The sequence below is a fragment of the Stenotrophomonas bentonitica genome, assembly GCF_002887735.1.
Classification (GTDB): Bacteria; Pseudomonadota; Gammaproteobacteria; order Xanthomonadales; family Xanthomonadaceae; genus Stenotrophomonas; species Stenotrophomonas bentonitica_A.
The window spans coordinates 1-2,748 of the sequence record NZ_PKQP01000026.1 but is presented as its reverse complement, the minus strand read 5'-3'; the positions used below and the strand labels follow the sequence as shown (position 1 = coordinate 2,748).

The 2,748-nt window shown below is 62.9% G+C and carries 2 protein-coding genes; one reads left to right on the top strand and one right to left on the bottom strand.

What is annotated here, in order from left to right; translation table 11 throughout:
- The first annotated feature begins 269 nt into the window (after positions 1-269).
- Positions 270-812, top strand: coding sequence for a hypothetical protein (locus C0R07_RS19600; RefSeq protein ID WP_102789693.1), 543 nt, complete (start codon positions 270-272; stop codon positions 810-812).
- A gap of 449 nt (positions 813-1,261) precedes the next feature.
- Here the strand turns inward: C0R07_RS19600 and C0R07_RS19595 are convergent, their stop codons facing one another.
- Positions 1,262-2,584 carry an integrase gene (locus C0R07_RS19595; protein WP_146027651.1) on the bottom strand — a complete coding sequence of 441 codons (1,323 nt, stop codon included), beginning with the start codon at positions 2,582-2,584 and terminating at the stop codon, positions 1,262-1,264.
- Positions 2,585-2,748: the final 164 nt, after the last annotated feature.

The following is a 2,748-nucleotide window of genomic DNA, read 5'->3' as shown; positions in this document are numbered from 1 at the left end:
CGGCTGGGCTGGAACTATCCCGCAGGTCGTTGATAATCGAACGCGCGTAGTTTTCGCCGATTCGCGTGATGTGGCGAAAGTAACTTACAAGCCTAGTGCCGAAGTGGATGCGACGGTCACCTACTCTGACGCGCTCCACACCCGACCCATTCTTATCGTTGTAGAGAAAGTCTACTGATTTTTTGCGCTGGCCAGCCAGTAGCCAGACGATCTGGCCAGCGCGGAGCCGGTCCGTCAGCCACAATGGGTTCTAGGTCACGGAAGGTGCTATGGAAGGCGAGATCGCAAATTGGAAGGTAATGGATTGGCTCCAGGCCGGTGTGCATGTGATTGGCTTGGTCGGCGGTGTCGCTGGTGCTTGCTTGTTTCTGGCGCGAAAGATGCGGCGCTTCAAGAAGATTAAGTACCCGGTGCAGGGCGAAGCAGGCCCCAACCTTCTTGCGCCCGGAGTTGTCCAGATCAAGCAGGGGCAACATGTTGCATTGAGTGCGGTCGTGCCCGATGACACCAGCTTGGTAGTGGTAATTCAGGGGGAACCTGAGCCCGCACCTCCTGTGGGACAAATGCCGATGCCATCAGTTCCGAGCATGGGCGGGTGGTTCTACTCGCTGGCGCCTGGCCCTCTCAACTGGAGAGGTAACCGCTACAGCGCGGGAAATCCCGCAACCGGTCCGGTGCAGACCTTCACTGCAAGAGGCGGGCCGGCCGAGCTAGACATGCACTTCGGGCGTCCCGGTCCAGTCACCCTGCAGGTGTATGAAAAAGGCGACGTGACACCCACGTGGACCAAGGAAATCCATGTGCTGCCCTAACTCTGGCGGGGCGGCAATGGCGCTCCGCAATCGTCGCTGCCCGGGGTTCTTTCTCGGTGAAAACAAGCGGTCGTAAATCTCGATTGCGGAGCGAATAGCCTGCCTAAGTTTCTGATTTAACGGAAATAATCACGAGCTTCCCAAGCTGCTGACGAGGGTCCGATTCCCTTCGCCAACTACAGCGTGTTTTCTCAATCCGCAAGGGGTTGCCCAAGCAGGAAACTGAGCCGTCGCCATGAACGAGGGGCGCTGTGCGTCTTGTGGGCGTCTTGGCGATGGGTTTTCCAGTGCCAAGCTGCTTCACCTATGGACGCGTTAGGGCCCCAGAGTGATTTCGCCGGTGCATTTGATTCGGCACCCGCTTTCATCGCTCCCGAACCGCCGCCGCTGCCCGTGTCACCTCCGCCGCCGCTTACGCCATCGCCGCGCCGGCAACTCCAAGAGGCGTTCTAGCGACCCAGTCCTTTTCGCATCGGCACAACAGTTGCGCCTGCACCGGTGAGGAGTTCGAACAGCGCCTCCACAGCGGCGCGCTTCTCTGCGTCGTACTCGAAGAAGTTGTAATGCCGCTTCTGGACGCCGCTCAGGCCGTGGGATTGTAGGTGGCCACGTACTTCCTCGGACATTCCCAGCGCGGCAAGCCGCGTCTCTACCGTGCGGCGCAGGTCACCCGGCGTGCATGGTGATGCCAGCTCACCCGCGGTCACCATGTTTGCCACGACCGGGTCCATGATTCCTCGCAACTCGTCATAGGTGGCGGGCGTCGTCCCGGCAGTGAGCGAGAACAGGTGTGGCCCGTCACCATCGCCGCGCAGGGTGGCGAGATCCACGGCCATCCGTGGCAGCAAGGGAACCAGATGCACTCTGGGGAGCCGGCGCCGGCCCTTGATGTCGAGCAGGCGCACGGACGCGGTACCGGTGTCGGCGTCGTGAGCGTGATCTGACCACCGCAACCGGATCAGCTGTGCGATGCGCTGGCCGCCGGTCAGCAGGTGGAAGCGCAGGAGCGCGCCCTGCCGTCCGGGCATGGCCTCGATCCTCCGCCAGTACGCGCGAAGCTCCGCCACCGAAAGCACCCGGTCGCGCGGCTGCCCACTGTCCAGGGTCGCAAGGTCGCGCGCAGGATTCCTGGACACGTTGAGGGCGCGAAGTGCGTCAGGGGCGGCGGCATCCTGCTTTGCCGCGATCGCCGCCGCATAGGCCGCGCGCAGGTACGAACGGATCTTGCCGCCCTCGCGCAGCTTCTTGCCGCGCACCATGCGAGACAGGATTGGGAGCAGATCATCTAACTCGAGCTCAGAAGCTGGGCGCGCCCATAGGGCCGGCCACGGTTCCTCAATGTGGCGCCTGATGGCAGCGCGAGTTGCTGCGGCGGAGACCTTGCCGGCATCCTCCAAGCTCTTGGCGTAGGCCATCATCAGCGCGCCCAGGGTTGCTCCGGAGCGGCGCGTCGACTCGGCCAAGGCGTCGATCTTCGCTCGTTCCGCTGCAGCGGCCTCGGCTGCGATCGCGTCGCGCAGATCCCGTTCGCCGGCTTGATACCGGCGGGACAACGCCGCCGCTGACTCGCGTGCCGCGGTCAGTGCCAGACCGGTGCCGATCAGCAGGCGGTCCCGCTGGCCGTTGGCCTTGGTATATCGGTAGTAGAACCGCAGCTGCCCACCTGCCAGCTTGCGAACGTCCAGGCAGCCCGCTCCGCGCGGGGCCGGATCGGAGGCCCATTCGCCCGCCGGCAGAGCGGCGAGCCCCTTCGCTGTAAGCATTCCCTTCATTGCGCCCATTGGTGACCGCTCGGTGACCGTTTGTCCGTGGAAAGAGGTGGACGATGATGGGCGCAGGTGGTCGCATAGCCTGAGAAAATCAACCACTTAGCTTAAAATGGGGCCGGTCATGGAAGGTCATGGAAGCCCTGTAGAGGCCTCATAATCCTTTGGTT

Excerpts from the sequence above, each read along its gene's own strand:
- C0R07_RS19600 (WP_102789693.1), top strand. The coding sequence starts at position 270 with ATGGAAGGCGAGATCGCAAATTGGAAGGTAATGGATTGGCTCCAGGCC.
- C0R07_RS19595 (WP_146027651.1), bottom strand. The coding sequence starts at position 2,584 with ATGAAGGGAATGCTTACAGCGAAGGGGCTCGCCGCTCTGCCGGCGGGC.